The 13,640-nt window shown below is 61.6% G+C and carries 13 protein-coding genes; 5 read left to right on the plus strand and 8 right to left on the minus strand.

The annotated features are described in order from the left end of the window. Window positions 1–14 precede the first annotated feature (14 nt). The 3 genes from EPK99_RS19855 to kaiC are packed head-to-tail and all read right to left on the minus strand — an operon-like array spanning window position 15 to window position 3,499. Complete coding sequence (locus tag EPK99_RS19855; protein WP_128444807.1) at window positions 15–1,499, minus strand: sensor histidine kinase; 1,485 nt, start codon at window positions 1,497–1,499, stop codon at window positions 15–17. 2 nt (window positions 1,500–1,501) lie between these two features. Further along, window positions 1,502–1,804, minus strand: coding sequence for a circadian clock KaiB family protein (locus EPK99_RS19860; protein ID WP_128444808.1), 303 nt, complete (start codon window positions 1,802–1,804; stop codon window positions 1,502–1,504). A gap of 15 nt (window positions 1,805–1,819) precedes the next feature. Continuing rightward, on the minus strand, window positions 1,820–3,499 hold the full coding sequence (gene kaiC, locus EPK99_RS19865; protein ID WP_128444809.1) for a circadian clock protein KaiC: 1,680 nt from the start codon (window positions 3,497–3,499) through the stop codon (window positions 1,820–1,822). Between the two features lie 206 nt (window positions 3,500–3,705). Here kaiC and EPK99_RS19870 point away from each other — a divergent pair, with 206 nt between their 5' ends. The 4 genes from EPK99_RS19870 (at window position 3,706) to EPK99_RS19885 (ending at window position 9,060) form a co-directional block, all read left to right on the plus strand. Then, window positions 3,706–6,504: a DUF2339 domain-containing protein gene (locus EPK99_RS19870; protein WP_128444810.1), complete on the plus strand. Its 2,799-nt coding sequence runs from the start codon at window positions 3,706–3,708 to the stop codon at window positions 6,502–6,504. After that, window positions 6,501–7,166 carry an HD domain-containing protein gene (locus EPK99_RS19875; protein WP_245582491.1) on the plus strand — a complete coding sequence of 222 codons (666 nt, stop codon included), beginning with the start codon at window positions 6,501–6,503 and terminating at the stop codon, window positions 7,164–7,166. The genes EPK99_RS19870 and EPK99_RS19875 overlap by 4 nt, the downstream gene beginning before the upstream one ends. Window positions 7,167–7,173: 7 nt before the next feature. Then, window positions 7,174–8,022 carry an MOSC domain-containing protein gene (locus EPK99_RS19880; protein ID WP_128444811.1) on the plus strand — a complete coding sequence of 283 codons (849 nt, stop codon included), beginning with the start codon at window positions 7,174–7,176 and terminating at the stop codon, window positions 8,020–8,022. A gap of 135 nt (window positions 8,023–8,157) precedes the next feature. Beyond that, window positions 8,158–9,060, plus strand: coding sequence for a DMT family transporter (locus EPK99_RS19885; protein ID WP_128444812.1), 903 nt, complete (start codon window positions 8,158–8,160; stop codon window positions 9,058–9,060). A gap of 6 nt (window positions 9,061–9,066) precedes the next feature. On the opposite strand, the gene recO is transcribed toward EPK99_RS19885, so the two are convergent. Then, the gene (gene recO, locus EPK99_RS19890; RefSeq protein ID WP_128444813.1) at window positions 9,067–9,819 is read right to left on the minus strand and encodes a DNA repair protein RecO; all 753 of its coding nucleotides are present in this window, start codon (window positions 9,817–9,819) and stop codon (window positions 9,067–9,069) included. A 178-nt stretch (window positions 9,820–9,997) separates the two neighbouring features. Between recO and EPK99_RS19895 the strand changes: the two genes are divergently transcribed. Beyond that, a complete protein-coding gene (locus tag EPK99_RS19895; RefSeq protein WP_128444814.1) occupies window positions 9,998–10,390 on the plus strand; it encodes a hypothetical protein in 393 nt (130 codons plus the stop codon). 27 nt (window positions 10,391–10,417) lie between these two features. Here the strand turns inward: EPK99_RS19895 and EPK99_RS19900 are convergent, their stop codons facing one another. From EPK99_RS19900 to lepB, 4 genes are all read right to left on the minus strand, one after another. Next, on the minus strand, window positions 10,418–10,921 hold the full coding sequence (locus EPK99_RS19900) for a PAS domain-containing protein (RefSeq protein WP_164901824.1): 504 nt from the start codon (window positions 10,919–10,921) through the stop codon (window positions 10,418–10,420). Between the two features lie 148 nt (window positions 10,922–11,069). Then, entirely contained in the window at window positions 11,070–12,011 is a 942-nt protein-coding gene (era, locus tag EPK99_RS19905; RefSeq protein ID WP_128445022.1) for a GTPase Era, read from the minus strand. A 110-nt stretch (window positions 12,012–12,121) separates the two neighbouring features. Further along, on the minus strand, window positions 12,122–12,841 hold the full coding sequence (gene rnc / locus EPK99_RS19910; RefSeq protein ID WP_128444816.1) for a ribonuclease III: 720 nt from the start codon (window positions 12,839–12,841) through the stop codon (window positions 12,122–12,124). After that, a complete protein-coding gene (lepB, locus tag EPK99_RS19915; RefSeq protein WP_128444817.1) occupies window positions 12,838–13,587 on the minus strand; it encodes a signal peptidase I in 750 nt (249 codons plus the stop codon). Before lepB ends, rnc begins: the two co-directional genes overlap by 4 nt. Between the last annotated feature and the right edge of the window lie 53 nt (window positions 13,588–13,640).

A 13,640-nucleotide genomic window follows, 5' to 3' on the forward strand; every position in this document is an offset into this window, starting at 1 on the left:
TCAAAACGGATACTCTAACTGCGCACCAGATCCTCTTCCGGGATGCGGATGCGGCAACGAACGCCTTCCGCCGGATAATCGATTTCGGCGCCGCCATTTGCCGAATATTGCAGGCTGCGGGTAATCACGGTCTGGCCGAAGCCGCGTTTGCTGGGCGGGCTGACCGTCGGTCCGCCGCTTTCCACCCATTCGATGCCGAGGAATGCGTCGTCCGGCTTCTTGCTGACGAGGACATGCACCCTGCCGCCTTCTCGCGACAGAGCGCCATATTTTACCGCATTGGTGGCAAGCTCGTGGATGACGAGGCCGAGCGCGATCGCTGCCCGTGGCATGACCAAAGCGTCCAGACCACCCACGGAAAGCCGCGTCTGGTTGCGGCTGACAAAGGGATCGAGCTCCGCATTGACCACTTCCGCGATCGAGATCGAAGACCAGCTCCGGTCGGCCAGCAGATTATGGGTTGCGGCAAGCGCCTGGATGCGGCCCGAGAAGGCGACCTGAAAGCCTTGCACCGTTTCTTCGGTGGAAGCAGTGCGCTTGCAGATCGACAAGACCAGCGCCAGCGTGTTCTTGACGCGGTGGTCGAGTTCACCCATCAGCAGCAGCTGCTGCTTTTCGGCAGCCTTGCGCTGCGAAAGATCGACCATGGTGATGACGCAGCCGCTGACCTTGTCGCTGCCGACCCGCAAGGGTGCGGCGCTGAGGAGAAGGTCCCTCACCCGCGGCGCATCAGGCGCCAGGGCTTCGATGCCCTGCACCGAGGTCCCGGCGATGGCAAGCGCGATCACGTCGCTTGCCTGCAACAAACCCGTGGTGTCGGGCAGCGTCAGCGGGATAACCTCCCCGAAGACACGACCGACAGGGTTACCGGCATAAATGGATGCAACTGCGGCATTGGCATGTGTGACCACTCCATCGACATCGCAGACCACCACGGCTTCGTTTGCCGAGGCGATGATGGAATGAGCGGCACGCTCGGAGGCTTCCGCAGCGGCGGCGCGCACCTTAGCAGTGATATCCGTAAACGTAACGGCCAGGCCGCGGTTGGCTCCGATATGGAGGGGCGCCGCCGTTACCAGCAGATGAAGTTCATCTTTGCCCACGAAGACACGGATTTCGCCCGTCTTCTTGGCGCTACGGGCCTCCTTCATCAGGCCTGAGACCAGAAAGCGGGCTTCCTCGTCCAGGGCATTGCTCAGATGAGAGGCGTCGACATTGTCCTCGGGCAGACGCAGCAGTTCGCGCAGAGCCTTGTTGGCATAAAGAAGCCGGTTGGACTCGTCGAAGGCCGCTGCGCCGAGATCCATGGCTTCCATGAAGGCGTAATAGGAGGCATCCCCCTCGAGCGTAAAGACCTCGTCCTCGCTGCGCGGGTTGCGCACCATCAGCGCATCGACCTCGCCCTCGCGAATGGCTCTCAGAGTTTCCTCGGCCTCCTCCAGCCGCTGGCGAAGTTCGTGAGCGCTTAGCTGGCCATAGTCCGAGACGTCGATCGCCATGGCTATTCACCCACTTTCAGATGCACCAGTACCTTTTCCAGGTCGGACAGATCTCCGATGATCTTCCGCATCGGGGTCGGCAATTGCCGCACAAGCGTGGGGATGGCCAGGATATTGTGCTCTCGGGCGAGTTGCGGCGTCTTCTTGAGGTCGATGACCTCGACCACATATTTTCCTGGCATGTTCTCGGCGCAGATCCGCTCGAGATTGGCGATAGCAGCCATCGATTTGGGGGTCTGGCCGGCAACATAGAGCACGAGCCTCAAGGGCTCGGAAGAATCGGCTGCGTTGGTCTGGTCCTGCATCGTCACATCCCTCCGTCAAACCCGACGGCTTTTTTCCATTTCCGCAAGGTCATTTTCGACCTGCGCCTGGAAGTTTTCCTCGTCTACCCGAATGCGGGAAAGCTCAAATTCGTCCGCTTCAAGCTCTGCCTGCAGCGCTGCAATCTCGGCTCTCGCCTTTTCGCGGCGCTTCTGGATCGCGTCCGTCTGGCGCTGCACGTCGTGCTGGCGCTCCATCCTTTCGCGGCGATCCTTCGCCTCCTGTGCCCGCCGTGCCGAGCCCGTCAGCGCCCGTCCTTCGCCAAGGTAGGGAGGAATGAGCTTTATGCCATTGTCGCTCATGACGAATTCGCGCACCTGGTTGGAATGCGCCATGCCGCGGGCCTTGAGGAGGTAAAGCTCGCGGTTGAACTCGCCACTTGTTTCGCGGTTGAGAAGCAGTATCCAGGCATCCATCAGCGAGGACAAGCCGACATCGGTTTCCGACGCGTTCTGCTGAGTGTGCATGAGATGGGTGAAGACCGCGGTTATGCCGTTCGATTTCAGAAAGTCCACCATGCGCAACAGCATGGACTGCACTTCCAGCTGGTCGGCAATGCCGAGGAAAGCCGAGATCGGGTCCAGCACGACCAGCGTCGGACGGAACTTCACCACCTCACGAAGCATCACGGCAAGGTGCATTTCCAGACTGTAGAAGGTGGGACGGGCCGCGATGTGGCGCAACGAGCCGTCGTCGAGAAAGCGCTGAAGCTCCACCCCGATGGAGCGCATGTTGCGGACCGTCTGGGCTGCCGATTCCTCGAACGAGAAGTAAAGCGCCCTGCCGCCCGAAGCACAGGCTGCCTCCGCGAAACAGGCCGAGAGCGAGCTTTTGCCGGAGCCGGCAACGCCGCTGATGAGAATACTGCTGCTGCGGTGAAAGCCGCCGCCGGTCATCATGGCATCAAGGTCGGGAACGCCGCTGAAGATCCGTTCGTCGAAGACCTGATGGTTCAGGCCGAGAGAACTGACCGGCAGCACGCTGAACCCGTCCTCGTCAATCAGGAAGGGGTATTCGTTCGTCCCGTGCGCAGTGCCGCGATATTTTACGATGCGCAGGCGGCGTGTCGAGACCTGGTTGTGAACCCTGTGATCGAGCAACAGGACGCAGTCGGAAACATATTCCTCCAGTCCCTGACGCGTCAGCGAGCCATCGCCGCGCTCGGCGGTGATGACGGTCGTCATGCCGCGGTCCTTCAGCCAATCGAACAGACGGCGGATTTCGGCACGCAGGATGGCGGGATTGGTAAAAGCGGAGAACAGGCTCTCGATCGTGTCGAGCACGATACGCTTGGCGCCGACCTGGTCGATTGCCAGCTCGAGGCGCATGAACAGCCCTTCAAGATCGTAGTCGCCGATTTCGGCGAGTTCCGACGGATCGACGGCAATATGCTCGATCAGGATCTTGCCCTCATCGACCAGCCGATCCATGTCGAAGCCGAGAGAGGCGACATTGTTGACGATATCGACCGGACGCTCCTCGAAGGTCACGAAAACCCCCGGCTCATCGAATTCACGCGCGCCATTGATCAGAAAGGTCGAGGCAAACAGCGTCTTGCCGCAGCCCGCCGAACCGCAAACGAGAGCAGGCCGGCCTCTCGGCAGACCACCCAGCGTCAGTTCGTCAAAACCCTCAATCCCCGTAGGCGATTTGCTGATCCCCTTGGCATCGCCCATTCCGTCTTCCTGTTCTGTAAAACTAACCGGAAATAACGCGGATGCGAAACTCCGGCAATTGGATTTGACATAGCGAAACAAGAGAAAATAACAATGGTTTCCCTCTTCTTACACTGCCAAATCTGCCAAGTCATAGGGCTCTTTCCTTTCTCACGGCGAGAAAGCTATAACTCGTTTCTAAACATAGGGTCCTTGCGAGCGTGACGATGATCGAACTCCTGCTTCTGCTTCTGGTCGCGTTGATGATCGGCCTGAACCGCAAGACCGCGGCGCGTCTTTCCACCCTGGAACAGGAAGTGGAGGCTCTTCGTACCAGCCTGGCGCGTGAACCGGCACCCTCGCCTTCAATTGCTTCGGTGGCGGAAACCGCCGTTTCAGAGGCAGAGATCCCTGCGATCGAGCTTGCCGCCCGCGAGGGAGTAACCGAAGTTTCAACATCCGAGGCCGCGAAAGCTGCGCCGGAAGACATCGGCACGGGCGAGGAAACGACGGCACCCGTTGCTGCCCCCCAACCCGCCACACCTGTCACCGCCCCGGCACCGGCCTCCGCACTGACGCGAGAAAACCTCGAAAGCTATCTCGGCGCCCGCTGGCCGGTCTGGGTGGGCGGCGTGGCCTTGGCGCTCGGCGGCATTTTCCTGGTTCGCTATTCGATCGAAGCGGGGCTGCTTGGCCCGGGTGCTAGGCTCATTCTCGCCACCCTGTTCGGTCTGGTTCTGATCGGAATCGGCGAGTTCGTACGGCGCAGGGGCATGCCCGCAATCGCCGAGCGTCACAGCAATGCCATGATACCGGGAGCGCTGACGGCGGCAGGCGCGGTAACGCTTCTCGGCGCCATCTATGCCGCCCACGGAGTCTATGGCTTCATCGGGCCGGCCCCGGCCTTTCTCCTGCTGGGATTGGTGTCGTTCGGGACGATCGGGCTTTCTCTGTTGCACGGCCAGGCACTGGCTGGCCTCGGCCTCCTCGCCTCGCTCGTGACGCCCGCTCTGGTCTCGACCGACACCCCGAACGCAACCTCGCTCTTTGCCTTCCTCTCGCTGACCTGGCTTGCCGTCAACGCCGCCGCGCGTATCCGTCGCTGGAGCCTGGTGCCGACACTTGGTAATATCGGCATGGGGCTTTGGGCGCTTGCCTATCTTGCCTTCGAGGAAGGTGCAGATCTTGTGCCGGTGACGGGCGGCGTGCTCGTCATGGTCGCCGGTACAGCCTTTCTCTGGCCCGGCGCCGCCTATTCGGCGTCACGAACCGCAAAATCCGGATGGCGCGGTCTCCTGCGGCGGCGCCCCTTGTCCATCATGCTGTCGGCCTCCATCATGGCCCTGCTGACAGCGCTCACCATGGAAGTGATCGGGACGCCCGCAGGCATTTCGCCCTTATTCGCGGCTGCCGCCATCATCGCCGCGGTTGCGGCCCTCGGCGCTGCCCGCGCCTATGCTTTCTGGCCGGCGGCGTTTTCCGCTGCCTCGGCCGTGCTCAGCGTTCTGCTGATCGCTTTCGTCTGGCTGGATTTCATGCCGCCGACGCCGATCGCCGGCCAGCTTGCGCCGGTGAAGTCCTTCACCGTGGAGATCGGCATCAGCCTGCTGCTCGGCGCTGTCTTCACCCTGCTCGGCTTCTTCTTCTTGCGCCGTTTCCGCAGAAGCGAGCCAGAATTCGCGATGGTCTGGAGCGTGCTGATGTCGGCCGTGCCGGTGGCCATTGCAACGATCAGCTTCCTCAATTTCGGCAGGCTTTCCGCAGATTTCACCCATGGGCTTTACGGGCTCATCCTGGGCGCCGTGCTTCTCGTGATGGCCGATGGGCTGTTCCGCAACAGGGAGGACGCAGACACCGATCGTCCGGACTGGCCGGCAAACCTGCTGGTGGCCGGCTCTTTTGCTGGCTTCACGCTTTGCCTGCATGCGCTGACCAATGGCATGGTGACGACCATCCTCGTCTCAGTGCTCGGCTTTGCCTATCTGCTGGCGCAGCGCCTGCGCGCCTGGCCCGCCCTGCCCTGGATGATGGCGGCGGCGATGCTGGTGGTGTTCTCCCGCATTGCCTGGCAGCCGACCCTTGTGGGCGCCGACAGCCTCGGCACCACGCCCTTCTTCAACGCGCTCCTGCCCGGCTACGGCATTCCGGCGGCACTGGCTATCGTCTCCGCCTATCTCCTCAGAACATCGTCCGACTTCCGCGTCCGCAACATCATGCAGGCGCTCGCCTCGCTTTCGGCGCTGCTCACGGTCGCGGTGCTCGTGCGGCACGCGATGAACCACGGCGTGCTCGACGCATCCGTGCCGACGCTCGGCGAGCAGTCGATCTATACGTTGCTGACGGTCGGCTTCTCCGGCATCCTGATGACGCTCGATCTCAAATCGCCGAGCCCGGTTTTCCGCTGGGGCTCGATGCTGGCGGGCGTGCTTGCCACGATCAACGTGCTGTCGCTGCACGTCTTCGGGCTCAACCCATTCTTCACGGGCGAAGATACGGGACCCTGGCCGGTCGTGAACCTGTTGCTTCTCGGCTATCTGCTGCCGGCGATCGCCTACGGCATCGTCGCCTTCTATGCGCGAGAGCGTCGCCCGCAGCCCTATGTTGCGATGCTGGCGATAGCCGGCGCCGTCCTCGGCTTCCTCTGGGCGACGCTTTCGGTACGGCGCTTCTGGCAGGGCACGAACATTGCCGACTGGAAGGGCTTCCTGTCGGCGGAAACCTACAGCTACTCGGTTGTCTGGCTGCTGATCGGCGTCGGCCTGCTGGTGCTTGGCTCGCGGCTGCACGCACGCAGCCTGAGGCTCGCCTCCGGCGCGCTCGTCATGGTGACCGTTGCGAAGGTCTTCCTGATCGACATGTCCAATCTCGAAGGCATATTGCGCGCGCTTTCCTTCATCGGGCTCGGCGCCGTGCTGATCGGCATCGGGTTGTTCTACCAGCGTATCCTGGCAGGCAACCCGCAGCCGGAGACACCCGAGCCGGTTCCAGCCCCGCCGTCATCCCCACCCGGGGACCCTTCGCCGTGACTGCCGCTATTACCTCGGCCAGCCTTGCTGCGGCCTTCTCGCCCTTCGAAACCTTGGCAGAAGTCCTGATCCCTCATGCGACCGAAGGCGATGACGGCAGCCACGACATTGCACATATCCTGCGCGTCTTCCGCAATGCCATGCGTATCCAGGCCGATGAAGGGGGCAATGCCCGGCTGCTGGCCGCCGCCGTGCTTCTGCACGACTGCGTGGCGGTCGAGAAGAACTCGCCGCTTCGCGCCCAGGCCTCCCGGCTGGCGGCGACGAAGGCTAACGAAATTCTGGCAAAGCTCGGCTGGAGCGAATACGACCGTACCGCCGTCGCCCATGCCGTTACCGCCCATAGCTTTTCCGCGCAGGTAATGCCGGAAACGCTGGAAGCCAAGATTTTGCAGGATGCCGACCGGCTGGATGCGATCGGCATGGTCGGGGCTGCACGCTGCTTCTACATCGCCGGGCGCATGGGCTCCGGCCTTTACGATCCGGCGGACCCTCTTGCGGCGAATCGCCCGCTGGACGACAAAGCTTTTGCAATCGATCATTTCGAAACCAAACTGTTCAAGCTTGCCGAAGGATTTCAGACCGCGGCCGGTCGTGCATTGGCGCAGGAACGTCATGCACGGCTGAAAGCGGTTCTGGATCTCTTCCTGGACGAAATCTGAGGCTTTCATGCGTGTCAGCGAAATCAACGTCTTTCCCTTGAAGAGCGGCCGCGGCATTGCGCTTGCCGAAGCCGAAGTAGCGCCCGAAGGACTTCCCGGCGACCGCCGAATGATGCTGGTGGACCCAAGCGGGCATTTCGTGAACCAGCGCGACCTTCAGGCCATGGCGCAGTTGCAGGTGCACCCAGAAGGAGACGGCTTCCGTTTCGCCATGGACGGCAAGGGGGAGATCCGCGTGGCGCGGCCGGCTGCCTATCGGCGGATCGACGTGGTCGTGTGGAAGTCGATCGTCAGCGCAGCGCTTGCCGAACGAGAGACCAACGCCAGGCTTTCCGAATGGCTGGGGCGCGAGGTACAGCTCGTCTTCTTTGACGAAAAGGCGAAGCGCACTGCAGGTGAAGACTGGGCCGGACCCGACTCGCCGGTGACATTTGCCGACGGGTATCAGGTTCTCGTCACCACGACAGGCTCACTTGCCGCCATCAATGCCGACATGGCGCGCCATGGAGAAGGCGCGGTCGGCATGGACCGGTTCCGCGCCAATATCGTCATCGACGATGACCAGGCCTTTGCCGATGACGGCTGGGAGGCGATCGAGATCTCGGGTGTCCGCCTCGACCTCGTCAAGCCTTGCTCCCGCTGCATCATGATCACCCAGGACCAGATAACCGGCTCCCGCGAAGGCGCGAACCCGATGACGGCGCTCGGCCGCATCCGCATGTCGGCGGACCGGCGCGTGCCGGGACCGCTGTTCGGCTGGAATGCCGTACCGCGCGGCACAGGCCGGATCAGGCTCGGGGACGAGGTTCGCGTTCTTTCAAAGCGCGAGGGATGGGCGATCAAGCAACGGGCCTAATCCTGGCCGCACTTGCCGAAGAAATTGACGAAAAGCAGCCCTGTATCGTTGCGCCGCCCGGTACAGGGGTGCATACCGATCCCTATCCATTCGATGCAGCAGACCTCTCGGTCCATCTGAAGACGGCTTTTCCGCATGACACCACGGTCGACCGGCCTCGTTTTCGCCCTGACGGCGGTGAGCATCTTCGCTATCCAGGACGGGATCTCCAAGCATCTTGGAACCGCCTATCCGCCGATCTTCATAACCATGATCCGCTATTGGGCCTTTGCTGGCTTCGTGGTTGCCGTTGCCAGCCGGTCCAAGGGCGGGCTCAGGGCAACCGCCTCGCCGAACCGGCCCTGGCTGCAGGTTGGCCGCGGCGTCCTGCTCGTGGCGCAGATCGTCGTGTCGATCTTCTCCTTCTCCCGCGTCGGCCTGGCCGCAACCCACACGATCTTTGCGGCAACGCCTCTGGTGGTTGCGTGCCTCTCCGTTCCGCTGCTCGGGGAAAAGGTCGGCTGGCGGCGCTGGCTTGCGATCGGCATCGGCTTTATCGGCATATTGATGATCGTCGATCCGCTGCATGCGAACTTCGACTACCGGATCGTCATACCGATCATCGGCACGGTCATGTTCGCGCTCTACTCGGTCATGACGCGGCTGGCGAGCCGCACCGACACGGCCGACACCGCCTTCTTCTACACCGGTTTTGCGGGCGCCGTCGCCATCACCGTCATCGGTCCCTTCTACTGGAGCCATATCACCGCCGTGAATTGGATCTGGATGCTGGTCCTGTGCATGACCGGCATGAGCGGCCACTACCTGCTGATCCGCGCCTATTCGCTGCTGGATGCGGTAGCCGTGCAGCCGATGTTCTACGTGCAGTCCGTGCTGGTCTGCATCATCGGCGTGGCGCTGTTCGATGAGGTCATGACCAAGAACATGATCATCGGCTGCGCCATCGTGATCGGCGCCGGCATCTTCACCATCTGGCGGGAAGCAAAGTCCGGACGGGCGCGAATTCAAGCGCCGGTGGAGCCGCCGGGCGCTCTGTAGGCACAATTATCGGTCGATCTGCCGAGATCCGTCCGACAGCGCCTTCAACGCTGCCTGGACGAAGCCTTCCCGCGCCGTGCTTTCGGTCAGCCCGCGCGGCTCATAGACGTGCCGGTGCAGGAAGAAGCCGGTGAGTCGGAATGCTTCCGCCATGGTTCCCCTGTTCGCCGCCAGGCTGTTTCTCTCCTGCAGGAAGGGCGGCAACGCCAGCATGCGGTCCGCATAAGGTGCGCCTGCCTGACGGCTGACGGCCCGGCCGCTTTTTGGCGAGACATAGACGAGATCGTCACGCGCGCCGGTCGCAGCGCATTCGGCGAGGTCGAGGCCGAAGCCGAGATCGTTGAGGACAGCCAGTTCGAAGCGCACGAAGAGCTCTCCGGCTTCTGAGGGATCGTCCATGGCGTCGAGGATGATGTCGAGCGCTTCGAACAGGTGCGGATGCGGATCACGCTCGGGAAGAAGCCGGAGCAGCGCACCCATGGCCTGGACGCCATAGACGGCCGTTGCCGTCTCCATCAACTTGGCGGCCCGCAGGCGCACGGGCTCCAGCTTGAACTCGCCCAGATGCTCGTCAAGCCGGGCGCGCCACACGGCTTCCACCCGGTTGCCGGGCTGCAGCACGGGCTGCATGGTTCGGGAGCGGCCGGAGCGCACGAGGCCGAGATGACGCCCGCGCTCGCGCGTCATCAATTCAGCGATGACACTTGTTTCGCCATGCCGCTTGACGCCAATGATGACCGCTTCGTCCTGCCACTGCATGTCTTGGATGAGGCTCCTGCCGGGAAGAGTCATCTTTATCCCATAAGGGCTTCAGGATGAATCGTTTTCTGCTTTTTTGCTAATCTTCGGCGAAAGACGATTATCTGCCTGCCGCCTTGGAACAAAAGGCCCTCCACCGCAATTCACTCCGCGAAATCACGCTGTTGGGGAAGACTCCATGAAACACGCATTTGTCGCCGCCGCCCTGCTTGTCGCCACGCCAGGCGCCCTCCTTGCCGCTTCGCCGGCCGTTGCGCAATCTCCGCAGCTGGAGCAGGCCTGCATCTCCGTCGCCAGAAACTTCCTGCTGATGCCAACCATCAAGACAGGGGTCGTGCAATCCTTCCCGGAACTCGATCCCCCCGGTGCGCGCCTTACCTATTCCACCCGCGAGGATGCAAAGCCGACGGATTTCAACAATGAAATTTCGTGCGAGTTCGAGAAGGCGACGGCTCCGCTCGGCCTGCGCCGCTTCTGCATTTCCGACACCTGCTACGGGCCTAACGAGCAGGAAGAAGCAAACCGTCGCCGCTACCTGGAAATCAAAGCGCTGATGGACCGTCAGAAGTAAGCTGAACGTCCATCAACCGGTTCAAGCTTAAGCGCCGAGCACCCTGAGAGCCGATGACAGATACCGCGCCGCCAGAGCATGGCGGCGTTTCGTTGCGAGGCCCAGCGCCGCGCGACAGTGCACTTCCAAAGGATCCACCGCGTCGGCACTTGCGTGTAACGGCAGGATCGTGGACGTGCCCGTATAGATGGACGGGGTGCCATCGGCGTCGCGCAGACAGCAACCGTTTGCAGCCACTCGGAGAATGCGTCCATCGACATGGGTCATGTGGTATTCGGCATCGTAGCGCTCGCCCGTCACGATCGCGGTGTGGATCGCCTTGGCAACGCGTCGTCTGTCCGGCTCGTCAATATATTGAATTATTTTCTCGATAGGAACGCCCGCGGCAAGTTCAGCCGGCGTCGCACAGTAGATGTGCGCAATGACATCATCTCCGTACAACCTGTTTTCGGGTACATTCCAGCTATAAAATCCGATCGTACCGACAGGGTATGTTCGGGAGCCCAGGTCTCCGGCATTCGCCCTCGCCATTCCAACCTCCCTCACCGAGATGCGACTCATTCCGCTTACCGTAATGCCTAAACCATGAAGAACAAGGAAGTTCCTGAAACACAGGCATGCTTCGTACAAAGGCTGACGACAATCTCAGGGCGGCGCTTCGATGAAACGGCAGGGGGGATCAGCCCTTGGGAAATTCGAGCCCCATTTCGCGGAAACGTTCGGGGTCGTCACCCCAGTTCTCGCGCACCTTCACGAAGAGGAAGAGATGAACCGGCTGTTCTAGGATTTCCGACAGCTCCTTGCGGGAGGCGGTAGAGATGGCCTTGATGGCGTCGCCATTCTTGCCGAGCGCGATCTTCTTCTGGCTGTCACGCTCCACATAGATGACCTGCTCGATGCGCACCGAGCCGTCCTTGCGCTCTTCCCATTTTTCCGTTTCCACATGGGACGCATAAGGCAGTTCCTGATGGAGGCGAAGGAACAGCTTTTCACGGGTGATTTCAGCCGCAAGCTGGCGCATGGGAAGGTCGGAAATCTGATCTTCCGGATAGTACCAGGGGCCTTCCGGAAGACGCTTGGCGAAATAATCCATCAAATCGTCGCAGCCTGAACCGGTGGTGGCCGAGATCATGAAGGTGCGTTCGAACTCGACCTTTTCGTTGGCCGCGGCGGAAAGCGCCAGCAGATCTTCGCGCTTCACCTGGTCGATCTTGTTGAGGAGCAGGATCTTCGGCTGGTAGACTTCCTTGAGGCCTTCCAGAATCGCATCCGCATCGCCGCGAATGCCGCGCTCGCTGTCGATCAGGAGCGCGATCAGATCGGCATCCTTGGCGCCGCCCCAGGCGGTCGTGACCATGGCACGATCCAGCCTGCGGCGCGGCTTGAAGATGCCGGGCGTATCCATGAAGACGATCTGGGCATTGTCGTGGATGGCGATGCCGCGTACGATGGCACGGGTCGTCTGGACCTTGTGGCTGACGATCGAGACCTTGGCGCCCACCAGCCGGTTCACCAGCGTGGACTTGCCGGCATTGGTGGCGCCGATCAGCGCAACGAATCCGGAATGGGTCGGCGCCTGCTCCGGGCTCGTGCCAGTGCCAGCCTGCCCATCCTCAATCATGTTGTCGTTCTCGGTCATAGGTCCAATCGATCCGCTTGCCGGACGCGCCTCATGCGGGCAGCGCCGGCCTTGTGTCTGGTCCGGACCATAGCATGTCCGGCGATATCTTCTTAGTTTTCTGCCTGCGGCTTCTGCCAGATGCCTTCGCGCTCCAGCATCTTCGTCGCCGCAACCTGCTCGGCCGCGCGTTTCGACCGGTCGATGCCGGTTTCCGGCTTCACACCCTTGATCTCGACCGTGACGGTGAAGCGCGGATCATGATCCGGGCCCGAGCGGTCGTCGATCTTGTAGGCGGGGGTCACGCCGAACTTGGCATGGGCCCATTCCTGAAGCTCGGTCTTGGCGTCACGCCTCGCGGCGTCGGCACGAGTGGCGCGACATTCCCAGTAGCGCAGGATGAAGCGCCGCGCCGCCTCCAATCCGCCATCCAGGTAAACGGCCGCAATGAGGCTTTCCACCACGTCGGCGCGGACGTTCATCATCCGCTTGCCGGTGATCTTCTTGACGTCGGCACCAGTGCGGATGAAGCGATGAAGCTCCATTTCGTCGGCAATCTCCGCACAGCTTTCGGCGCTGACCAGCTGGTTCAGCCGCACGGACAGTTCGCCTTCAGGCGCCGCACGGAATGTCTTGAACAGGAGCTCTGCAATGCAGAGCCCCAGCACCCGATCGCCGAGGAATTCCAGGCGTTCGTAATTGGAGCCCTTGGCAAGACCGGTGCTCGAATGGGTGATCGCCCGGTCCAGCCATTGCTTGTCAGCGAAAGTGTGGCCGAGCGCCTGTTCGAGCTCGTCCTTCTCCTCCTCCGAAAGCGGCCGCGCCTTATTCATTGAACGCCCTTGAACAGGCGGTCCCAACGCATATTGGCCGGCCATTTCCAGAATTCGCGGAAGGAGGTGTCGTTGCCGAGCGAGAAGAAGATGACGCTGGCGCGGCCAACCAGGTTTTCAGCCGGAACGAAGCCGACGTCGAAGCGGCTGTCGAGCGAGTTGTCGCGGTTGTCGCCCATGAAGAAGTAATGGCCGGGCGGCACGAGGAATTCCACCGTATTGTCGCCACGCGACACCGGAGACTGGTCGAGCGTGTCATAGGTCACACCATTGTCGAGCGTTTCGCGGAAGACCGGCACATTGGCACCCGGGTCAAGACGATAATCGGAGGTGAAAGTGCCGTCGGCCTGTTTCGGCACCGGCTGGCCATTGACCAGAAGGATGCCGTTGGTGACCTGGACCCGGTCGCCCGGCAGGCCGATCAGACGCTTGATGTAATCGATGTCGGGCTGCTGCGGTAGGCGAAATACGATGACGTCGCCGCGCTTGGGCTCGTTGAACTCCAGAATACGGCCGGAGAACAGGTTAGGCGAAAACGGCAGCGAGTATTTCGAATAGCCATAGGCGAATTTGTTGACGAAGATATAGTCGCCGACCAGCAGCGTCGGCATCATGGAGCCGGATGGGATGGTAAAGGGCTGGAACAGAACCGTACGGATGACCATCGCAAGCAGCAGCGCCTGAATGATGACCTTGATATTTTCCCAAAGGGCGTTCTGCTGCTTCGTCTCGGCTTTTTCGGACACGATGGACGTCTTTCTGTTATCCGGCGGAATGCGGTTTCTCTAAACCCTTCGCA

Source organism: Neorhizobium lilium (assembly GCF_004053875.1).
Lineage (GTDB): Bacteria > Pseudomonadota > Alphaproteobacteria > Rhizobiales > Rhizobiaceae > Neorhizobium > Neorhizobium lilii.